Source organism: Thalassotalea mangrovi, from assembly GCF_005116735.1.
GTDB classification, from domain to species: Bacteria; Pseudomonadota; Gammaproteobacteria; order Enterobacterales; family Alteromonadaceae; genus Thalassotalea_A; species Thalassotalea_A mangrovi.
Genome location: NZ_SWDB01000009.1, coordinates 58115 through 77718 on the forward strand (window position 1 = coordinate 58115; position 19604 = coordinate 77718).

At 47.6% G+C, this 19604-nt stretch carries 21 protein-coding genes and 1 riboswitch; of the genes, 4 read left to right on the forward strand and 17 right to left on the reverse strand.

The annotated features are described in order from the left end of the window. From bfr to E8M12_RS04440, 4 genes are all read right to left on the reverse strand, one after another. Nucleotides 1-489 (reverse strand): bacterioferritin, encoded by a 489-nt coding sequence (gene bfr, locus E8M12_RS04425; RefSeq protein WP_136734880.1) that lies wholly within the window; start codon nt 487-489, stop codon nt 1-3. 226 nt (nt 490-715) lie between these two features. Next, nucleotides 716-1198: a hypothetical protein gene (locus tag E8M12_RS04430; protein ID WP_136734881.1), complete on the reverse strand. Its 483-nt coding sequence runs from the start codon at nt 1196-1198 to the stop codon at nt 716-718. Nucleotides 1199-1241: 43 nt separating this feature from the next. Beyond that, on the reverse strand, nt 1242-1856 hold the full coding sequence (locus tag E8M12_RS04435; RefSeq protein ID WP_136734882.1) for a DUF938 domain-containing protein: 615 nt from the start codon (nt 1854-1856) through the stop codon (nt 1242-1244). Nucleotides 1857-1880: 24 nt separating this feature from the next. Continuing rightward, on the reverse strand, nt 1881-2762 hold the full coding sequence (locus tag E8M12_RS04440; RefSeq protein WP_136734883.1) for a mechanosensitive ion channel family protein: 882 nt from the start codon (nt 2760-2762) through the stop codon (nt 1881-1883). A gap of 190 nt (nt 2763-2952) precedes the next feature. On the opposite strand from E8M12_RS04440, the gene E8M12_RS04445 reads away from it, so the two are divergent. The 3 genes from E8M12_RS04445 (at nt 2953) to E8M12_RS04455 (ending at nt 4240) form a co-directional block, all read left to right on the forward strand. Next, nucleotides 2953-3237, forward strand: coding sequence for a hypothetical protein (locus tag E8M12_RS04445; RefSeq protein WP_136734884.1), 285 nt, complete (start codon nt 2953-2955; stop codon nt 3235-3237). Between the two features lie 89 nt (nt 3238-3326). Next, nucleotides 3327-3596 (forward strand): autorepressor SdpR family transcription factor, encoded by a 270-nt coding sequence (locus E8M12_RS04450; protein ID WP_136734885.1) that lies wholly within the window; start codon nt 3327-3329, stop codon nt 3594-3596. Then, entirely contained in the window at nt 3593-4240 is a 648-nt protein-coding gene (locus E8M12_RS04455; RefSeq protein WP_136734886.1) for an SdpI family protein, read from the forward strand. The genes E8M12_RS04450 and E8M12_RS04455 overlap by 4 nt, the downstream gene beginning before the upstream one ends. 186 nt (nt 4241-4426) lie before the next feature. On the opposite strand, the gene E8M12_RS04460 is transcribed toward E8M12_RS04455, so the two are convergent. The 5 genes from E8M12_RS04460 to E8M12_RS04480 all read right to left on the reverse strand — a co-directional run bounded on the left by E8M12_RS04460 (nt 4427) and on the right by E8M12_RS04480 (nt 8878). Further along, the gene (locus E8M12_RS04460; RefSeq protein ID WP_136734887.1) at nt 4427-4672 is read right to left on the reverse strand and encodes a DUF6482 family protein; all 246 of its coding nucleotides are present in this window, start codon (nt 4670-4672) and stop codon (nt 4427-4429) included. A gap of 267 nt (nt 4673-4939) precedes the next feature. Further along, on the reverse strand, nt 4940-5806 hold the full coding sequence (locus tag E8M12_RS04465; RefSeq protein ID WP_169303034.1) for a phosphotransferase: 867 nt from the start codon (nt 5804-5806) through the stop codon (nt 4940-4942). 20 nt (nt 5807-5826) lie between these two features. Continuing rightward, entirely contained in the window at nt 5827-6432 is a 606-nt protein-coding gene (gene pnuC, locus E8M12_RS04470; protein WP_136734889.1) for a nicotinamide riboside transporter PnuC, read from the reverse strand. Nucleotides 6433-6440: 8 nt separating this feature from the next. Continuing rightward, nucleotides 6441-6707, reverse strand: a complete 267-nt coding sequence (locus E8M12_RS04475; RefSeq protein ID WP_136734890.1) for a hypothetical protein — start codon at nt 6705-6707, stop codon at nt 6441-6443. A 47-nt stretch (nt 6708-6754) separates the two neighbouring features. Further along, nucleotides 6755-8878, reverse strand: a complete 2124-nt coding sequence (locus E8M12_RS04480; protein WP_136734891.1) for a TonB-dependent receptor — start codon at nt 8876-8878, stop codon at nt 6755-6757. 68 nt (nt 8879-8946) lie between these two features. Further along, nucleotides 8947-9047: riboswitch (TPP riboswitch) on the reverse strand. A gap of 736 nt (nt 9048-9783) precedes the next feature. On the opposite strand from E8M12_RS04480, the gene E8M12_RS04485 reads away from it, so the two are divergent. Next, nucleotides 9784-10578 (forward strand): SDR family NAD(P)-dependent oxidoreductase, encoded by a 795-nt coding sequence (locus tag E8M12_RS04485; RefSeq protein WP_136734892.1) that lies wholly within the window; start codon nt 9784-9786, stop codon nt 10576-10578. A gap of 31 nt (nt 10579-10609) precedes the next feature. On the opposite strand, the gene E8M12_RS04490 is transcribed toward E8M12_RS04485, so the two are convergent. The 8 genes from E8M12_RS04490 to E8M12_RS04525 all read right to left on the reverse strand — a co-directional run bounded on the left by E8M12_RS04490 (nt 10610) and on the right by E8M12_RS04525 (nt 19559). Beyond that, nucleotides 10610-11401 carry a hypothetical protein gene (locus tag E8M12_RS04490; protein WP_136734893.1) on the reverse strand — a complete coding sequence of 264 codons (792 nt, stop codon included), beginning with the start codon at nt 11399-11401 and terminating at the stop codon, nt 10610-10612. A gap of 241 nt (nt 11402-11642) precedes the next feature. Continuing rightward, nucleotides 11643-13208 carry an AMP-binding protein gene (locus E8M12_RS04495; RefSeq protein WP_136734894.1) on the reverse strand — a complete coding sequence of 522 codons (1566 nt, stop codon included), beginning with the start codon at nt 13206-13208 and terminating at the stop codon, nt 11643-11645. A gap of 56 nt (nt 13209-13264) precedes the next feature. Next, nucleotides 13265-13771 (reverse strand): 2,4'-dihydroxyacetophenone dioxygenase family protein, encoded by a 507-nt coding sequence (locus tag E8M12_RS04500; RefSeq protein ID WP_136734895.1) that lies wholly within the window; start codon nt 13769-13771, stop codon nt 13265-13267. A gap of 23 nt (nt 13772-13794) precedes the next feature. Continuing rightward, entirely contained in the window at nt 13795-14772 is a 978-nt protein-coding gene (locus tag E8M12_RS04505) for an NAD-dependent epimerase/dehydratase family protein (protein WP_136734896.1), read from the reverse strand. Nucleotides 14773-14774: 2 nt separating this feature from the next. Then, on the reverse strand, nt 14775-15839 hold the full coding sequence (locus tag E8M12_RS04510) for a zinc-binding dehydrogenase (RefSeq protein WP_136734897.1): 1065 nt from the start codon (nt 15837-15839) through the stop codon (nt 14775-14777). 14 nt (nt 15840-15853) lie between these two features. Continuing rightward, entirely contained in the window at nt 15854-17683 is a 1830-nt protein-coding gene (locus E8M12_RS04515) for a DUF3604 domain-containing protein (RefSeq protein WP_211244982.1), read from the reverse strand. Continuing rightward, complete coding sequence (locus tag E8M12_RS04520) at nt 17680-18675, reverse strand: HupE/UreJ family protein (RefSeq protein ID WP_136734898.1); 996 nt, start codon at nt 18673-18675, stop codon at nt 17680-17682. Before E8M12_RS04520 ends, E8M12_RS04515 begins: the two co-directional genes overlap by 4 nt. Further along, nucleotides 18675-19559: a peptidyl-prolyl cis-trans isomerase gene (locus tag E8M12_RS04525; protein ID WP_136734899.1), complete on the reverse strand. Its 885-nt coding sequence runs from the start codon at nt 19557-19559 to the stop codon at nt 18675-18677. Before E8M12_RS04525 ends, E8M12_RS04520 begins: the two co-directional genes overlap by 1 nt. Nucleotides 19560-19604 lie beyond the last annotated feature (45 nt).

A 19604-nucleotide genomic window follows, 5' to 3' on the forward strand; every position in this document is an offset into this window, starting at 1 on the left:
CTATTGGTCACTATCATTGTCGCCCATCTGCGACTGAATGTAGTTTTTCATGCCTATCTTGTCGATTAAACCCAGTTGTTTTTCCAACCAGTAAACATGATCTTCTTCCGTGTCGTACAAAAGCTTCTCGAGAATTTCCCGGGATTGATAATCCTGCTCTTCCTCACAAATACCGATAACGTCTTTCAATGACTGCACCACTTCCATTTCCAGCACCAGGTCATTTTCCATCATTTCTTTAACGTCGTTGCCAATCATTAAATCGCGACGTTTTACCATGTTAGGGGTGCCTTCCAGAAACAGCATGCGCTTGATCAGAAAATCCGCATGTTCCGTTTCTTCTTCCCGCTCGTGATCGAGGCGCTGATACAGACGATTTAAACCCCAATCATCGTACATTCGAGAATGAATAAAGTATTGATCGATCGCTGCCAGCTCATTCGCCAACAACGCATTAAACCCCTCAATTACCTTTTTGTTACCTTTCATCACATTCCTCAATTGAATTGATCAGCCCACTATTAAGGATAGGTCAAACCCGGCAATTTTTCGTTTTTTTCGCAATAAAATCATATAGATACTAATGATAACCATTCACATTACCATTAACAAATAAAGGCACTCCCGAGTATGTAATCACTTATAAACACCCATAAAAAAGCCCGGCTCTAAGTCCGGGCATTTTTTCTAGCGATTAAGCGTATGAATTTGCGCGTTATTTTTCTACCTGCAGATATTGCAATGCCTGGTTATTCACACATTGAGTAAAACTTTTTTGGCGCTCCTCTTTGCTAATCACCTTCATCGCATCAGCAACCTGGGTCATTTTCTGCTGTTGCTCTTGTTGTTCCAGATGCCTGGTTTGATCGCTGAAACAGCCAATAATGCCAAAATTCAAGGCCATTTCTGAACCAATATTTTCTTCCCCAATACAAGCCATCAACTGCTCAGCCAGAGAGTTTCGGTCGGTGTCGACAATATAAGTTTGCAACTCTGAACCCGAGGCCTCGACTTCCTGCTTTTCCAGTTTGCAACCAAACAACATGTCGGCAACCGCAACCTTGGCCATCATATTCTGGTGAATCTCAGTAAAGTTCTGCACCAGCTCCTGCTGGCTTTTCGCTGTGTCTTCACCGGCACACACTGCAACTGACAATAATCCGGAAAAGGTCAAACAAACCAATCGACAAAAACCCATGGGCTAAACCCTCATTTTATTAAAAGTGAAGCGAGATCATACGCTAATCCCGCTGAAATACGAGCAACTGATTATTGGCGGGCATGGCGATATCATTCAGCAACGAAAACCTGGCTTCGGTAGCCAGGGCATTGACCCATTCAAAATCACGAATGCCACTATTTGGATCCCGCTCCAATAACCAAAGTTGAAAATCGGCATTGCTGGCGCTGGTGTAGTGGCCATTGTATTTAAACGGCCCGTAAATAAACAACTTGCCCTTAGATTTAACCAGTTTATTGGCGACCGTAAAAAAATTTTCTACCAATTGTGGGGCAACAATATGCAAGGTATTGGCAGTATACAGGCCATCAACTGGCGAATGTTGCCACGAATCCTGATTGATAAGATCACACACCACTGGTGGCAATAACGACTCGCCGCCGTAATGGCGAATATTGGTCGCTAAAGCGGGAAGGTTGTCTTCAATATCACTACATTGCCAGAGGATATCCGGACGTAGCCCGGTGAAATGTAGCGCATGCTGGCCCGACAGGCTACCAACTTCAAAAATGCTGTAACTTTGCGGCAAATATGCTGCTAACTGCTGATAAATAGCCTGTTTATTACGCTCGCAAGAGGGCGAAAAGTTTTCCATGTACTCGATACGTACCGTCAAAAATTTCGCCCAGTCTAGCGCAATCTATTCTTTGTTGGCTACCTGATGAATATAAACATCCTGTTGCGGATATGGAATGGTCAAGCCGTTTTCATCGAAGGCCAGTTTAATATTTTCCATGAAATCAAAATAGACATCCCAGTAATCCGGGCGATTGACCCACACCCGAACGTATAAATCTACCGAGTTTGCGCCATGGGCACCGACCACCAGGGTTCTCGATTTATCACTGAGGATGCGCTTCTCCTTGTCGAGAAGATCGCCAATCACCTGTTTTGCCAGCTTAATCGAATCGTCATAGCTGACACTGACCACAAAGTCGACACGTCGGGTATTTTCCGCCGAATAGTTCACCAGGCTGCCATTGGAAAGCATGCCGTTAGGAATAAACACTTTCTTGTTATCCGGCGTTTTTAATACGGTATTAAAAATCTGGATTTCTTCCACGGTACCGCTCTGTCCCTGAGCTTCAATAAAGTCACCCGCTTTAAACGGCCGGTACATCAGGATCAGAATTCCGCCGGCAAAGTTAGATAGGCTGCCTTGCAATGCCAGGCCAACCGCTAAACCAGCCGCACCTAACAGGGCAATCAATGATGCGGTTTCAATACCTATCATCGATGCGAAGATAATGATGCAGATTAGTCGTAATATGCTGTGAATGATATCGAGCAGGAACTTACGCAAGGTAATCTCAACCTCGCGTTTTTCCATCGCCCGGTTAAGAAAACGGACGATACTGTTGGCAACCCACAAGGTAATGCGCAATACCACCAACGCAATAACCAGAGTAATGGTGAAGTCGACCACCATGTCGATATATTTATGGAAAAATTCTGGTACCTGAGACAGGCTTAACTTATCTGCGGCCTCCTGGGCCGCATTTCCCTGATCCGATTTTTGCATGATTTTCTCCGAATTTTCATTAGGTTATTACGCTATAGCATAGTCGAATATAAGACAAATTTAACCTATAAATTGAAACACCTTGCAATCCATGCCTGAATGCCAACAGTAGTCTCCTGCTAGAAATTTTCTGTAAGAAATCTCACGCCATCGTGACTATGTAGATAAGACAACTGAACGGAGAGAGACAATGACTGAATTTATTCTTGCATTTATCGGCATCTGGCTGTTTATAGCAGCGTGCAGCTATGGCCAGGCTCGCAGCAAAAATCATCCCCAACTCAAGCATATCTATAAACTCTTATCGGCAGATTGGGATATCAACGGATATGGTTTTGAGGCTGAAATTGGCCAAAGTACAAAGCAGCAGGCAAAAGATGATGAAATTTCAGCATTAAAACAGCGCATTGCGCATCTGGAAACCATCATTTGCGATCGTAATTACGAGCTGAACGAAGTTCTGCGCAAGCTCTGATAAACTGGCTATCCTGGCTAAACTTGCTTTTATTTCGGTATTTCACTAAATTACGAATTAAGGAGTTCAAATATTAATCAGGAGTTGTGGTGGCAGACGTTTACCAGGCACTTTCCAGTGCCGCTCGCCGGGATATTCTTGCCCTGTTAAAACAAGGCGATCTCAGTGCAGGGGAGATTGCCGAGCAATTAAACATTGGCAAGTCAACCTTGTCCGGACACCTGAATGTACTGAAATCTGCAGACTTAGTAGCGACCCAGCGGCAAGGCACTACCATCATTTACAGTCTCAAGACCAGTGTCGTTGAAGATCTCCTGAACCAGCTTTATTCATTGTTTAACAAGGAAAAAAGATTATGACTGCGATGCGAAGTGCCTGGGTGGTGTTTGCAATAACGCTGGCAGCATGCCTGACTGGCCTGTGGCTGTTACCAGGCGACATGCAAATTCCACAACACTGGAATATTCATGGTGAACCGGATCGATTCGGCTCGTTAACGGTAGCCCTGATCTACCCGCCAGCGATCATGCTGGGGCTGCTACTGTTGTTGACCTTTTTAAAGCATTTTGAGCCCCGCCAGGAAAACCTGCAGGAATCAGAAAAAGCCAAGGGCTGGATTGGTCTGGCAGTAACCTTGCTGATGGCGTTAATGGCTGCGGCGAACATTGGTCTGGGCATGGGTTATGAAGTACCGGTACTACGCCTGTTGATGATTGCGATATTTATGTTATTTATCATCATTGGCAATTTCCTTTCCAAGACCCGCAGCAATTTCTTTATTGGCATTCGTACGCCCTGGACCTTATCCAGTGACGAAAACTGGCGCAGAACTCATCATCTTGGCGGACGCCTGTTTATGCTCGCTGGTGTCATCGGCCTGTTAATCTCATTCGCCCTGGCAGAGCAGCACTTAGGCTACCTGATGCTCGGACTCATATTACCCCCAGCGCTGATCCCGGTGATTTACAGCTGGTACTTATGGCACAGGAAAAACGGTCAATAGGGTAGGCAATGAATTAACGGGTTACTTTCTTTTGATCAGCGAAATGGCTGCAACTTATGCTTAAATATGAAGAAAGTCACTACAGATACCATTTATTGGGATTGTTTAGCCAGATTGAATGTTGCTAACAACGGCCCATAAAAGAAAAGCGACCATCCGGGTCGCTTTTTCAATTATCCAATAAGATTACCAATTGAGGCGGATCCGGAGTTTATCCCCCGAGCTTACCAATCCACACATTTCTTCGTAAGGCGTGCATTGTTCCAGCCAGACTTCATTTAAGAAATGTTCATTGAAATGTTCTTTAATATCGCCGAGCGAATTAAATTTTAACGGTTGTTGCTGTTCGTCAGTCACGACGGAGCGCTTGCCACCGTCACCGATTTCCACGAGATAAGTGTTACCTTCTAGTGATTCAATAAACAAATCCATAAGTACCTCTCTTTACAGCCTTGTCAGAACGATCCGGAATGACCGGTCTGCGATAAAAAATACGGTAACTTTTCAATAATAGTTCAAATACGATGTCGGACGGCGAGTTTCGTGCCGATAAATTGCAAGCAATTGTTTCTCAGCAACTCAGTTGCTGCGGTAATTGCAGCCAATATTATGCACTTCGAATAAGTAAGGCAGAAAATAGCATTTGTGTGAATTAACGGGTTTGGTGACGAGAAGCTAAGCCTTATACCAGCCTGGCAATTACCGGATCAGTTCTGCTGACAACGAATGCCCGGTAACCAAACGAAATTGCTGTAATTGCCAACTGGCTTTTTGCCGAAATTCAGGATGTTGTCGTCCTCGGCTGGCATACCAGAGGCCATTGAGTAACAAGCAACAAGGCAGATAGATATCGATTAAATGTTGATTCACATCGACATTCGCGGCCGTCTGATAATGGTCAATGACAGTAGAGCGCCATTTATCCGGTGACAAAGCATTGATCGCCATAAACATGGCGATGTCGTATTCCCTTGGCGCCCGGCACAGATATTCAAGATCCAGCAGCCAGGCTTTTTCCTCTCTATCAATGATGATATTGGCAAAATTCAAATCGCCATGACATACAACGTGTGGCTGTTCTGCATGGGTTTTTGGGAGAAATTTATCAATCTGGCGACGCAATGATTCGGTTTTCGATGCGGGGATATCCACCGTATCCAATAGCTCGGCAAACTGGGCCTGCAAGCTTAGCTCAGGCAGCTCTGCATTAACGCGCTCATGCAGCTTGGCCATTAATGGCACAGCGAGTTTGATTTTATCCGATACTAAGATGTCCCAATCGAGTATGTTAGTACCATCAATAAATGGCAGAATCAGCCAGTTTTCATCCTGATAAAAAGGCACTGGCGAAAGGCTTTCCAACTGCGGATACACCGCTTTGTTGGCAGCAGAGTTGTCGGCTCCATTGGTAATACCAAGATGTTTAGCGAACCAACATTGCGAGCCTGTAGCCACCTTCACCAGATAACAGTCATGATTACCGCTGCCGATGAATGGCTCTGCCTGACAATCCTGACCGGCGAAGCAGGGCAGGTTTAGCAGTTGCGAAATTCTTCCGTTAGCCATCTGCATCAGTATCCAAGCAATTAAGATATCGCCGTTAAAGGTTGATGCTGCTTATAGCGGGCAGACCAGTTGAGGTAGCCATAGATGGCGATAATTACATAGATAGCAAATAAAAATGCCGTCGGCTGTAGCGATTTTTCGATGTAGATATAGATAGATAGTAAATCTATTGCTACCCAGTAAAGCCAGTTTTCCAGTACCTTTTGCGCCACCAGGTAGGTAGCAAACACCGCAAATACCGTCGTTGCCGAGTCTAAGTATGGAAAATCCGTGGGCGTAAAGTTATCCATCACCCAGCCGAGTAAAATGGATAACACGGCGAGAATGGCAATAGCATTAACATGGGACATGCCACGCCAGCGTACAATACTCTTACCAATATCCTCATTCACAGGCCGCTGTTGCCAGACATACCAGCCATACAGCGCCATCGCAAAATAATAGACCTGCAGTAACCCATCCATCCAAAGGTAAACATCGTAAAAAATAACCGTGTATATCAGGGTACTGATCAGGGCCGCTGGCCAACACCAGATATTCCCCCTTGCCGCCAGCACCACATACAGTAATGCCGTTATTACCGCGACTATTTCCCAAAATGGCAGGGTGGTGAAATGTTCAACCATGGCCGATATTAATTCCGTGCTTCCACTCGTTGGCGGTCGCCAGCGATAAATTTACAGACAAATACCGCCGCTCCAAGGGCCTGGTGCACTTTTTTAATCTCTGCCATCACTGTGCTCGTTGCCAGGTCATAGTCACCAAATACCTGGGTGCTCATGCCGTTGGTGACCACCGCCAAGCCATCGATGGCCTTTAGGTTATCAATAAAGCCCCAGATCTGTGATTTGTAAGTCTGTTCTGCTAATGGATACAAACTGATTTCAATAGATACCTGCATATTGCCTCACTTGGCCACCAGCGTTAACTGGCGACTGATGTTGTCCGTTAAAAGTTGTAGTCGAAGGTCAATCCAATGCGCGCTGGCTCACCAAATTGATAGTAAGGCTTAGCTTCATAGCCATCACGCGGATCATTACCAAAGTAAAAACCTCGGGTGGCATATAGCTCATCAAAGACATTACGCCCCCATAGTTTTACCCGCCAGTTATCGGCCTGGTAACTCAATGACGAAGCCCACAACACAACACTATCGGATTTTTCGATATGGCTGTCAGAGAAGTAAAACTCATCTTTGCCTTCGACATTTACGTTCAGTAACCAACGATCAGTAATATAATAATTTGCGCCGGCGTTGAACTGATAGTTTGGCGCATGGGCCTGGTCACGACCGGTCTCCTTCGTACCATCGCCATAAGTAAAGCCGGAAAACTCGGTATTCAACAAGCCCAGGCTAGTATAGATATTTAACGAGTCACTGATATCCCATAAAAACTCGACTTCAACACCAGCGTTATTGCCTGTTGCCGCATTATCCCAAAAACTGATGAATTCGCTGCTACCATCTGCACGCTCATCTAAATGATAACTGCTGATCTGAATATCATCGCGGGTCATGTAAAACACTGCGGCTCGAAAAACGGCGCGGTTGTCCAGTAACGAGGTTTTAAACCCTAACTCATAATTCCACAAATATTCCGGGTCGAATGCTCGCAATTCATCCGACAGGGTGCCATTACTATTAACACTGCCAGCTTTGTAGCCGCGATTGATAGACGCATAGGTCATCGCCGCATCGCTTAACTGATAGGCCAATAGCAGCTTACCGCCAAGCATCGTATCTTCCGGCTGGTAATCCAGGCCGTCGGAATTAACGTAGTCGATATCGCGTTGCTCAATGCGAAGCCCGGTGGTTAAGGTTAACGCATCAGAAAGATGGGTTTGCAGCTCTGCAAATATCGCCAGGTTTTGTGCGTCAAATGACGAAGTGAAATCGGAAGCTAAATAGGTGTACTGACGGGTTAAATCTTCCTGGTCATTTTTGCCATAAACGCCAATGACCCAATCCGTAGTATCAGTAAAAATACGTTGTTCCGGTTTGGAAACCAAACGCAGCTCTAATGTTGAGTTTTGTCGATCGCGCAAGTAATGATCGGTGGATGAATACTCCCATGGATGCAAACCAACATAACTCCAGTCTTCGTCATAACCGTAGGCCAAATCGGAATTAGCGTGGGTAACAATGGTGATCAGATCAAAGGCGTCCTGGCCGGTATAGGTAAATTTCACACTAGCCGCGGTGGTTTGTTGCTGATCAAAACCCGGTTGATCGGAAAATGTCTCGCGGCTGTTATCTAACGAGAATCCATCATAACCATTATCGAAATCCGCATGAATTAGGGTGATATCCACATCCAGGTTATCAGTCGCGGCAATCGCCAGTTTACCGCGTAACGTCAGCTCGTCACGGTTATTGGTGTCATCACGGTTTAATTCACGGCCGTCAGCGTCAACAATGCGGTTTTCCATAAAGCCATCGCTGACATTTTTCTCCGCAACTAATCGATAGTTTACGCGGTCCGTTGCAGGGCCGGATAGCACCAGGCCGGTACTGAAACTGTCGTAATTAGCCGCGGATAATCGCACCCGACCTTCAAACTCGTCGGTGGGCGCATTCGACTGCAGGTAAATTAATCCGGCTAACGCATTAGCACCAAAACGTGAACCCTGTGGCCCTTTAAAAAACTCCACCTGCCCGATATCAAACGTTGATGCGATACCGCCAATACCCGCCAGGTCGATATCATCCATGACTATCCCAACAGACGGGTTAATCACTTCCTGATACTGACTACGTTCACCGATGCCTCGTACCTGATAATAGCGGGCTCGCTGCGAACCCGCAGCAAAGTTTACATTGGCAACGGCACCGGTGAGCTCTTCCAGGTTTTGTGCATTGCGGGTATCCATATCGGCCGCCGACATTATGGTCAACGAAGAAGGAATGGTTTGTAGGGTTTCTTCACGAAAATCCGATTGTACCGTGATGGTTTCCGTCACCTCGATGGCCTGTTCCTGGCTATCCTGGGACGATTGCGATTCTGCAAATGCAGAAAAAGAGGTGGCGATTGACAGCATCGCGAAAGAAATTGGTGATTGAGTAAATGTCATAACTATCTCTACATCATCACCGGTGCATGAAAGCGGCAGACACACCTCGCTTGCGGTATTCAGGCAAGCAACGTGTCTTCAACCATCCCTACGCCGGCATTATCCGTTTCAGGTAATAAGGGTTATGTTCTCAGCAATGTGATGTCACATTGCACCCCTTGGTTCGGCAGCGATAGTAACAGGAAAGGGTAAAGAAAAAAAGGAGTTAAGTAGCGAAACTAGACGTTTCGCTACTGTTATAGAGGTAAGCTGCGCTGGTGGATAAAAATGAATTAACACCATACAGAATTCATTTTTAAGTGGAGAAAATGCTCTCGATGTCGCATTTTGGGTGACAGACTAACGTCGGTTATGGTCATGGATGACCGGTATGTCGGAATTGTCTGGAACATAATTACGATTCTATTTTTGGTGACAACGAGGGGCCTTCCTTTTGTCATACCGGGGTAGCCCGGTATCTCGTCGTTTAGATTCCGGATCGAGGTCCGGAATGACGGGCTGAAGTACGAGGCTACCGCACATTTCTGCAAACTGGGTGGTGGGCTGCCCCTTCTAACATCGTCATCCCCATGAAAATGGGGATCTTAAATTGTTGGCTAAGATTTCCTGTCGTAGCAGGAAATGACAATTTGGCGAAGGCCGGTATCTCGTTGTTTAGATTCCGTATCAAGTGCGGAATGACGGGTTGAAGTACAAATCTAATGAACGTCTTTTGCAGCATTGTCAGCAGCGTGAAATTCTAATTTCATGCTGTCACCTAACGCCGTGTTGTTTATGGCGTTAGTCAGTGAGCCGAATTCGCTGTTCAAATTCGGCTCTGTCACCCAGGAGAGCTTAAGTTCGACTTGTCACCTTTCACGACTATACTTTTGACTTTTATAGTCGCGTTTAATCAGGCCTTTCCTATGGATCTTCAACTTAACAACAAGCTCGTATTTATCAGTGGTTCGAGTCAGGGGATCGGCAAGTCGATTGCCGAACATATGCTCGAGGAAGGTGCCAGGGTAATCGTTAATGGACGCCGGGATTTATCGGATTTAGTCAAAACCCTGTCCGCAAAAGGCGAAGTCCATGCGGTCACTGGTGATTTATCAAAGCCGGAAGACTGTCAGCGCATCTGCGCCGAAATTGATGCCATTGGCAACCTCGATGTGCTGGTCAATAACATGGGGATTTTCAGTCCCAAACCATTTGCTGATATTGAAGATAGTGACTGGCAGCAGTTTTTCGACTGCAACATCATGAGCACAGTACGCCTGTGTCGTCATTATTTTCCCAAAATGCAGCAGCAATCGTTTGGACGCATTATAAACATTGCCAGTGAAGCCGGTGCCAGGGGCCTGGAAAGCATGGTGCATTACTCGATGACCAAGGGCGCACAAATGGTGATTGGTCGTGGCCTGGCAAATTTAACCAAGGGCAGTGGTAAGGATCTCACCGTCAACACCGTATTGCCTGGACCAACCTTAACCGAAGGAGTTGAAGCCTGGCTCAAAGAAAGCGCCAAGGTGCAGAATAAAACTGAAGCCGAATTCGTTGCCGATTTTTTTCAGGAAACAGAGCCTGATTCCTTGCTACAACGCTTTATTAAACCGGAAGAAATCGCCAGTGTTGTTACCTTTATCGCTTCACCATTAAGCGCAGCGATAAATGGCGCCAGCATTAAAACTGAAGGCGGTTTGATCAAGACCATTATGTAGGGAGAAAGCAGAGACTTTTATTAAAAATCGCTCAATCAAACTGATAGGTATAGGACAGAATCAGTCGCTTATCCGCTTCGTCGAGATACGTGTTATTGTTCATCAGGAAGGTAAAGGCGCTGAATGAATGGTTAGTATTCGGGGCAAAACTGGCACCAACGCCACCAAACCAGCCTTTGTAGTTTTCGCCTTCGGCGTTTTCTGAACCATAGCTAAAGTTCACCACCGTCATCAAGGTCCAGTGAGCTTGCAACGGTTTAAGCGCGAATGCACCTAAATAACCACTGCCGCCTTTTGATTGCACCATCTTAAAGCCATTTTCCGGTGTCACCTCAATGGTTATGTCTTCACTGCTACACCGACCTTCAACGCATACTGGTGCTTCACCATCATTATAGGTGTAGCCTGCCATGGGAAATATCTGGAAGCCCGCCGGCTCGATACCAAAATGACTTAACGGCATAAAGGTACCAATGCTGTAATTGGTCTGATTGCCACCATTGGCATATTCATTTTTACCAAAATTAAAGTTGATAATACTGAACGGGAACAACCAGGAACCACCGATGCGCCACTCACTGCCGTCGCCATTCACCCGGGCGTTAATCTTGCGCGCCTGATCGAACGCAAACGAGCCGGAAATAGAAAAGTTACTGTCATTAAAATCGTAATTATTGGCGTAGGACAGCCCGAATTTGGTGATGACTTTGGTGGGATCATCGGCGAGCTTTTCGTCATTGGATTTAACGTTACGTTCCTGTGCCTGCATTTCTCCGGACATCAAAAACATACTGAGAAGAACAAGAACAGACGTGGATTTCATGATTTAGCCTTGGAAATATCAACGAATAGCAAATTGTCTTACGTGACCAAACCAGCACGACATGCAATAGATGCAGTTTAGCATTACGCCTGGAAAGCACGGATTGGTTAAACTATAGCACCCCTCAACCATTACATTTCGTCATTAAGAAGGTTAAATAAAAAAGCTCCCGTTTTATCAGGAGCTTTTGCTATCGACCACGAACCTCATGGCGGTAAATTCAGGCTAATTGCCTGGGATACTAGCCAACGTTACGCAAACTGCGACGCAATATCTTCCCAACCGCCGATTTCGGTAACTCGTCCATCACCGTAATTGCCTTGGGCACCTTATAGGCCGTCAGGGTCTGGCGGCAATGAGCGATAATTTCACTGTTATCTGCCTGCTCCCTCAAGGTCACATAAGCATGCACACGCTCGCCACTGTGTTCACAAGGCTCACCAATCACCGCGGCTTCCATCACTGCCGGATGTTTCACCAGGGCATCTTCGACTTCATTCGGGTAGACATTAAACCCGGAAACAATAATTAAGTCCTTCAGTCTGTCGACGATCTGGATTTTCCCGTCAGGGAGGCGGATACCGATATCGCCGGTTTTAAAATAACCATTTGCGGTAAGACACTGAGCCGTTTCATCAGGCATGTTCCAATACCCGGTCATCACCTGTGGACCTTTAACCACCACCTGGCCGGATTCACCATCAGCGACAGGCTGATCATCATCGCTCCATAGCTGCACTTCGGTACCAACGAGAGGTGTCCCTACGGTGCCAATTTGCTCATGTCCCGGTTGATTTAGGCAGACAACCGGTGCTGTTTCCGACAAGCCATAGCCTTCAGAAATGGTACAACCGGTAACCGATTGCCAGGTATCGGCAGCAGTGTGAGTCAGCGCCGTACCACCGGATAAGGTGACCCGAAACTCGCTAAAGTCCAGGGCACGAAATTCCGGCTTACTGCACAGGCCGACAAACAGGGTATTCAGTCCGGCAAAGCCGTTAAACTTGAACGCTTTAATGGCACCTATAAAGGCATCCAAATCACGCGGATTTGGAATCAGCACATTGTGATTACCAATAGAGGCAAGCAACACCATATTCACCGTAAACGCGTAAATATGGTAAAGCGGCAGTGGACAAATGAAGATGCCATCACCTTCCCGGCAGCTGTCCCCAAGGCGCTCTGCCGATTGCAAGGCATTGGCAATGATGTTTTTATGGGTCAGTTGCGCGCCTTTCGATACGCCAGTCGTACCGCCGGTATATTGGAGAACGGCAAGATCATCGATGCCGGCATTAGACTCAATAACTGTCCGCTGCGCTCCCGACTCAAGGGCGTCATTAAAACTAACCGCCTCCGCATCCGGTTTGTCTTTGCTGCCCGTTAACAAGTCGCCAGCATTGCTGGTAATCACATGCTTTATCCCGGTCTGAGACTTGATTTGCGCAAGTTTTGGATACAGATCGGACAGGATAACAATGGCCACGGCGCCAGAATCATTAAACTGATGCAGCATTTCCGCAGGTGTATATAAAGGGTTGGTATTGACGATCACCAGGCCGGCCTTCAGGGCCGCATACATGGCAATCGGATATTGAATTAAATTAGGTAGTTGAATAACAATACGATCACCAGCTTTTAACCCAATCGACTGGTAATAGGCCGCCAGTTGATTCGCTTTTTCATCAACCTCGGCGAAGGTTAATGTCTGTCCCAGGCAGGTGTACGCAGGCAGATCCTGGTACCTTTCCATGGCATGCTGCAGATACTCATTCAGGTTTTGAAAATCATTCAGTCTTTCTAGCATATCGCTCCCCTTATTTGATTGCATGGGCAGAACCGCTGCCCATGCTCTCCTTGTATTTATTTTTTGGTAAAGTCGTAGCTTGATTGTGGCTTAATGTACTTCGGCTCAATGCCTTGCTCTTTAGCAGCAGCCAGCGCAACCTGCTCAATCCAGCCGGCATCCATGATGTTTACAAAATTACCATCTTCATCAAAATTGATGTTGGCGCCATTAACGACCATAAAGGTATCAGTTAGACCATCATTCGTCTCAGGTACGTGGAAGGTATGAATCGAACCGCCGGGCTCGAATAAATAGCTACCCGCGACCTGCTTATCGTCTGGGTATTCGACATAATGCCAGCAACCGCTCATGGTATACAGATGTACGGTACCGGTATGAAAATGCTTCGGCAGGGTCACACCCGGTTCGAACAACACGCGCAACACCCATAACCCGTTTTCCACATCTAGCACCAATGGATACAAGTGCACACCTGGCAAGGCATTTTTGATCAGTTTTTCTTCGTTAGTATGAACGCAAAGTAAATAATCTAGATGATTCACCATATCTGGTAATGCCATAATAATCTCCTGTTTTGTTGTTATTATTGTTGATTGTTTTTAATTTCTGTCATCGCTTGTTCAAGCGTAATCATTGGCCTATAACCCAACAGCTGTTTCGCTTTGTCATTTTTAAAAATGCTCTCGACACCGGTTAAACGGTAAGCCAGGTGAGTGACAACCGGAGCATTTTTTTGCTTAAACAGATGGCCAAAAAATTCCAGTACCGGTGCCAGCATTTTCGCCAGCCAGTTCGGGATACTTTTCGCTTGTGGCAATCCGAGGGTGTCAGATAACGCCTGCAGGTATTGTTGCCAGGTAACGCCGGGGTCATCGGCAATGACAAAAATCTCTCCGGAAGTAAGCTGCTGATTTTCTGCCGACAGGATCATTGCCTGCACCACATGATTAACATGTACTAGCCCCGCATCCCAATCGCCACTTCCCATCAGTGCCGGCTCTTTATTGCGCAGCAATTCCACGAATCGATTAACCCAGACACTGCCAACACCATATACATTCGCAGGACGAATAATGACCGCATCCAGGCCATGTTCATTGACGGCGGATAGGGTGACATCTTCCTGCAATTGTTTAACATACTCGTAGTTTGACAAGGTGCTGCCACGAGGAGAATTTTCATCGATTTCACCGTGCCCCAAAGTGCTACCAAATGCGGCAATACTGGTTGTTACCACGAACCTGGCCTGGTGTTTTAGCGCCAGCTTTATCGCCTGTTCCGTACCATGGACGGTAATATCGACATGCTCGTCACGTCCACCCCAGTCGCTGACAATAGCTGCCAGGTGAAATAGGGTATCAATGGGTTCAATATGCCTGCTGATTTCGACTAAGTTACGTACATCACCGCGGATAATGTGAACCAGATTGCCCCAACTCTCGGGCACCGGCTCATGAGGAACCATGAGAGCCGTTACCTTTACGCCTTTATCCAAAAGAGCTTCCACCAGGTGGCGACCAATAAAACCACCGGCGCCAGTAATAAATACATTTTCCATCATCTTTACTCGCTCATCATTTCCAGTGCGCCCTGTCGCCAGGGTTCGATAACAACTTTGATGTGATCATTGGGTTTAAAAAGAGTCGCAAAGGTATCGGCGACGCCATCAATACCGACTTTACCGGTACACATTTTTTGCGCCGGTATTTTCCCTTCGGCGATGTTCTGCAACGACTGGGCAAATTCTTCCGGGGTGTAATAATAGGAAAAGCTGATATCCATCTCTTTAACCGTTGCGTAGGCAAAGTTCACCTCAGTCGGAGTGGTATGGATGCCGGTGATCACCATTCTCGCTTTCGCTGGTGCCCGCATAATATAGTTATTAATTAACTGATGAATACCGACACATTCGAAGATCACCACCGGTTGCCCATCGGCCAACTGGCTGGCAAGGGCAACTTCATCGTCCTGAGTTGGGTCAACCACATGGGTGGCACCAAACTCAAGCGCAACCTGACGTCGCGATGCCCTGGGCTCGGAGGCAATGATATGTTTTACGCCACGAAGTTTCAGGGCAGCGATGGCTGCAAGACCTATAGCGCCGCAGCCAACAACGAGAGCGACTTCCTGATTTTCAATGTTCGAGCGATTCACCGCATGCAAACCCACGGCCAGTGGCTCTGTCGTGGCCGCTTCAATGGAAGACACACCATCAGGGACCGGCAACATCAGTGCCTCATCGATCAGGAAGTACTCGGAATAGGCACCATACAGGCCTGGGGTTACGCCAACGCCGGCACCACCCATGCTCATCAGGATCGGCACACAGGTGACTCGAGCCCCTGGTGCCATGGATTGCTTTGTCTCTGGTCCGTAGCTCACTACTTCGGCAACAAATTCATGGCCCAGTAAAATACCAGGATCATCCTGGATGGACGCATCCATGACGCCCAGTGTCTTGTAGACATCGTAAACCTCGTCGGTATGACGGGTAATGTGTAAATCCGATCCACAAATTCCACATGCCAGGCTTTTTACCAAAACCTGACCTGGGCCAGGGGTAGGCTTATCTATGGTGTTTACGGCTAACTTGCCATTTTCCAATAATACGGATTGCATTTGATTCATTATTATTATTCCTTTTATTGTGGCGCATACCATATCGGCGAACTGTATGCTCGTTCTTGTATCGTGGCCGGATATTTCTCAGGGTGTTGCACATCCAGTGCTACTGCGTCATACAAGGTATGGCGTGGCGTTGGGATCTGCAGCACCCGGACATAATAAAAAGCCCGCTGCTCAGGGTTAAACTCCGGATCCGTCCAAACCTTATTCAACCGTTTCGCTCCGCTGCTGTTATCAAATTGCAGGGTGTTCAGATTAACGGTGTTGCTAATTGCAGGGAGTTTGCCATCGGCATCCAATTGACGATCACCGGCCCAGGCAACATTAAAGATTTTCTCTTGCGCCTGGCCATCATCGTTCACCCAGCCTTTTATCACCTGTACCCGATCCAGGGATGCAGCAAGCGGATCCATGGTCGCCGAAATCAATAATGATGGCGCCGTATCGCCCGGGGCTGGCACCATGTCGCCTCCCATGGGCGTACCCTTGCGATAGCCGATTTGCGCTAAATTGGCCTGGGATGCATCGCTAGCCTGAAAATTAAAGCCACCGAACACCTGCAATTGAATGCGCGGACCGGTTGTGGCGTATACTTCCTTGCGCTTAAATGCGGCAAGAATGCTCTCGCGGGTATTTTCCTTGGCCCACACCGCAGCTCTGCCAGCCGCACTCATATCGGCACCGGTGGATGATGGCGGGATCACCGCCTTATTGGCATCCAGGGTATTGGCAGGCGTGGAGTCAATCGCCATTTTTCCCCAGAAGTTGGATTCAGTCGCAGTAGACAAAGCGGTATGCGCGTCGGTAGAGCCAATCAAGCCGAACTTATAGGGATTGGCATCGATTTTCTCGGCCACCGATAGGCCTCGTTTGAGGGCGCTGCGAACATAATTTGCCGCCATGTCTTCTTTTGCTGGTGCCGCATCTTTATCACCAACCTGCATCACTTTTTCAAACTTCTCATAATCGGCAAATTCATCATCAGGGGATAAATCGGGATGAGTTTCTGAGTCGCCTTTAATCTGGGTGACTTCAACCACAGGCTCCCAGCGCATTCGGGTGCGGGCATAGTCAGCATCTATAGGGGCACCGGTAGAATCGGTTAGCGGGAACATCAGGCCTTTGCTGATATTGGAATTGTGCGGAATAGCGACAAAGTCGACACCGGTTCGTTCACTGGTAGCTTCCAGCCAGTTCCACAAATCTTCTGGCCTGTCGCTGTCAAATAACGAATAGGGTAAAAACTGGTTGCCCGATTCCTGGTTAGCATCACTTAGAATCACCCGATGCAGGTTGGCACCATCGGTAATCGAGCTCCACTCCCAGCCAACAAACGCAGTAAACGTGCCGGGTTCATTGTAACGCTCGGCGACATCGACAATTTCTGACCAGACCGAAGCGCGGACTTTGTCCTGCTGCAGCTCCTCTGCCGGCTTACCTTTATTGGCATGGCCTACGGCTTCAAAATAGGCACCACGGCCATTGCCTTCCTCCTGCATCTGTTTCCAGCGCCGGCCAATCTCGGTTTGCATTAACAAAGGGTCACCGGCAAAGATTTTCTGGATAATGCCTAAGTACTCGCCATGATCGCTGACCACCAGAAAATCCAAGGGTCGTTGTAACTGCACTTTCACCCCACTGTAGGGATGCACCACCGGTAAGCCTTTGGCAAATCGATAAGCGGTCGCCGGGGTCGCATCTTTATTACCCATCAGATAGGCATCAATGGAGTAGGAGGTATGTAAATGGGTATCGCCCCACAATAGCTGTCGCTCCTGACCCTGGGCCGTTTCCGAGATCCCCAGCAATACCGAGCCTGCCAACAGGCAATAAACAAAATTCTTCAAAGCTCTCTCCCTAAAAACATATTCAGGCTTCGTTGCCAAAACCAGTACGATGATGTAATACCAATGCCGTAAACCATTGCAGTCGTTGCTTTTGCCTGCACCGCCGGCATCGCTACCAATTTGCGACCCAGGGCCATCAAGCCCATTACCACAATGACGAACGATAATTGCCCCAGTTCAATGCCAAGGTTGAATGCGAGCAGTCCCCAGAAAACCTGTACCTGTGGCAGGCCGATATCGGCGAGCACGGACGCAAACCCTAAGCCATGCAATAAGCCAAATCCCGCCGATATAATCAGTGGAAAGCGCTGTAGCCAGGAATGCGCATTTCTACTTGCCAATTCAACCGCCAGGAACACGATGGAAAGGGCAATCAAAGATTCAAACAGGGCAACGGGAACCTGAATAACGCCGAGTGATGCAGCAATCAACGTCACCGAGTGGCCCAAGGTAAAGCCAGTTACCGTGATGACGACACGTTTTACCGTGCCGGCAACCAGTACCAGGCACATGACAAACAGTAGGTGATCCCAGCCCAGCCAGATATGTTCGACGCCAAGTTGGGTGTATTGCCAGGTAATGCCGCTAACCGTCTCCGAGACGGGGATTTGCCAGCTAAGTTGCGCCGGACTTAATAGTTGTGAAAATTTCTCACCGGATCGTAACTGCACTTTGACTAGGGTCGACAGGGAAGGGTTGTCTTGCGGGTATTGAATGTTGACCACTTGTCCTGCGATAGAATCCGTACAGTTCAGCCATTGCTCAGAACTGAACACCCCATGCCGATGTTCAAAGCTTGCCGGCAGTTGTTCTGCACAGCTCGCCGCAACAGTGATCGATGGAAGCTGATCAGCCGGCAACGAGGCGGGTGCCTGCACGGCAAGTTTGAGTATTTGTGCCTGTTGAGTGAGGTTAACCACCACCGGCCGCGCTTCGTGTGCCATTGCTTTACTGATCAGCAACAGCATGACGATACAGACTGCCGCGCGCATTACAATGTCCCAGCCTGTGGCTCAGCGAACTGATTATCGACCCGGTAATCCGCAATCACCCCGGCAATCAGCTGTTCGACCTGTTGTTGCAGGTAATATTGACGAGCATCAGCGATGATCCGCTCGCGAATTTCTGTAAACGGCAGGTATTGTTGCTCGCTGCGAGCTTGCAGCTGTACCAGGTGCCAGCCATGACTGGAACGAAATGGCCCCTGCCATTGTTGGTTGTCGACAACGGCATTGTCTAACTGGCCAATAAAATCCTGCCCGAAATGACTGGCAATCAAATCGGTATTTCGTTTCGCATAATGGCGCTGAAATAAAAACGGCTGTCCCAATGTCAGCGCCTCACTGGCGTTGACACCATCGCGATTGAGCTGGTTACGCATCTGCTGTAATTGCTCATCACTTTGTGTTGAGAAATCGAAAAAAATGTGGGTAAAGGTCAGCGTCCCAGATTGTACGTATTGACCTTTGTGCGCCAGGTAAAATTCCTGCAGGTCGCTTTCAGACAGTGGTTTGTCGGTTTCGACCAGGCTTTGGGTAAGGTAGGTCATTTTCTGGATCATGCGCTGGCGAATCACAAAGTCATTGGCATCCAAACCCAGCTTTTGCGCCTCGTTGAATAGCACTTCCTCGCGCACATAATCGTTAATGAGCTGCGCACGCTCATCGGCCGGCATCGCATCAAACAGCTCTGTGGCCCGTTCGGCGTTAAAGCTTTTATTGCGGTATTGCATATAACTTAATAACGAGTCGCGATTAACCTGAATCACCTCACCGTCCGTATCCTGAGCCTCGGATTGCAAGGTCAGGTAGGACGCACTGAGGATCAGCCCAATCAGTAAAAAGTGCAGCAGTGGCTGCTTTAAAATAGGGTGCATAACAGTAAATATGTAGAGATGAAACGACAACGGACGAAAGGCAAT

Bases quoted from the DNA above. Each gene is read 5' to 3' on its own strand.
- E8M12_RS04455 (WP_136734886.1), top strand. From the start codon at position 3,593: ATGACTGCGATGCGAAGTGCCTGGGTGGTGTTTGCAATAACGCTGGCA.
- E8M12_RS04430 (WP_136734881.1), bottom strand. From the start codon at position 1,198: ATGGGTTTTTGTCGATTGGTTTGTTTGACCTTTTCCGGATTATTGTCA.
- pnuC (WP_136734889.1), bottom strand. From the start codon at position 6,432: ATGGTTGAACATTTCACCACCCTGCCATTTTGGGAAATAGTCGCGGTA.
- E8M12_RS04520 (WP_136734898.1), bottom strand. From the start codon at position 18,675: ATGCGCGCGGCAGTCTGTATCGTCATGCTGTTGCTGATCAGTAAAGCA.
- E8M12_RS04525 (WP_136734899.1), bottom strand. From the start codon at position 19,559: ATGCACCCTATTTTAAAGCAGCCACTGCTGCACTTTTTACTGATTGGG.
- E8M12_RS04495 (WP_136734894.1), bottom strand. From the start codon at position 13,208: ATGCTAGAAAGACTGAATGATTTTCAAAACCTGAATGAGTATCTGCAG.
- E8M12_RS04510 (WP_136734897.1), bottom strand. From the start codon at position 15,839: ATGAATCAAATGCAATCCGTATTATTGGAAAATGGCAAGTTAGCCGTA.
- E8M12_RS04500 (WP_136734895.1), bottom strand. From the start codon at position 13,771: ATGGCATTACCAGATATGGTGAATCATCTAGATTATTTACTTTGCGTT.
- E8M12_RS04475 (WP_136734890.1), bottom strand. From the start codon at position 6,707: ATGCAGGTATCTATTGAAATCAGTTTGTATCCATTAGCAGAACAGACT.
- E8M12_RS04460 (WP_136734887.1), bottom strand. From the start codon at position 4,672: ATGGATTTGTTTATTGAATCACTAGAAGGTAACACTTATCTCGTGGAA.
- E8M12_RS04445 (WP_136734884.1), top strand. From the start codon at position 2,953: ATGACTGAATTTATTCTTGCATTTATCGGCATCTGGCTGTTTATAGCA.
- bfr (WP_136734880.1), bottom strand. From the start codon at position 489: ATGAAAGGTAACAAAAAGGTAATTGAGGGGTTTAATGCGTTGTTGGCG.
- E8M12_RS04465 (WP_169303034.1), bottom strand. From the start codon at position 5,806: ATGGCTAACGGAAGAATTTCGCAACTGCTAAACCTGCCCTGCTTCGCC.
- E8M12_RS04480 (WP_136734891.1), bottom strand. From the start codon at position 8,878: ATGACATTTACTCAATCACCAATTTCTTTCGCGATGCTGTCAATCGCC.
- E8M12_RS04490 (WP_136734893.1), bottom strand. From the start codon at position 11,401: ATGAAATCCACGTCTGTTCTTGTTCTTCTCAGTATGTTTTTGATGTCC.
- E8M12_RS04440 (WP_136734883.1), bottom strand. From the start codon at position 2,762: ATGCAAAAATCGGATCAGGGAAATGCGGCCCAGGAGGCCGCAGATAAG.
- E8M12_RS04485 (WP_136734892.1), top strand. From the start codon at position 9,784: ATGGATCTTCAACTTAACAACAAGCTCGTATTTATCAGTGGTTCGAGT.
- E8M12_RS04505 (WP_136734896.1), bottom strand. From the start codon at position 14,772: ATGATGGAAAATGTATTTATTACTGGCGCCGGTGGTTTTATTGGTCGC.